Source organism: Paenibacillus sp. EKM10P, assembly GCF_011800655.1.
GTDB lineage: Bacteria > Bacillota > Bacilli > Paenibacillales > Paenibacillaceae > Paenibacillus > Paenibacillus polymyxa.
In genome coordinates this window covers 1-259 of record NZ_JAALET010000123.1, presented here as the reverse complement: position 1 = coordinate 259, position 259 = coordinate 1, and the positions used below count along the sequence as shown (strand labels likewise).

Genomic DNA, 259 nt, shown 5'->3' with positions numbered 1-259 from the left:
GGCGCGCCCTGAGAGATTCGAACTCCCGGCCTTTTGATTCGTAGTCAAACGCTCTATCCAGCTGAGCTAAGGGCGCATATTTAGTTCCATAATGAGCAGTCAAGGCGCCACCCAGATTTGAACTGGGGATGAAGCTTTTGCAGAGCTTTGCCTTACCACTTGGCTATGGCGCCGTATGGATAATGGAGCGGACGACGGGAATCGAACCCGCGACCCTCGCCTTGGCAAGGCGATGCTCTACCGCTGAGCCACGTCCGCA

General features: G+C 56.0%; 3 tRNA genes. All 3 read right to left on the bottom strand.

Features of this window, described 5'->3' with window-relative positions:
* Positions 1-2: 2 nt before the first annotated feature.
* Positions 3-76 (bottom strand) — tRNA-Arg (locus HFE01_RS26755).
* 26 nt (positions 77-102) lie between these two features.
* Positions 103-173: transfer RNA gene (locus tag HFE01_RS26750), tRNA-Cys, on the bottom strand.
* A gap of 10 nt (positions 174-183) precedes the next feature.
* Positions 184-258, bottom strand: a tRNA-Gly gene (locus HFE01_RS26745).
* Position 259 lies beyond the last annotated feature (1 nt).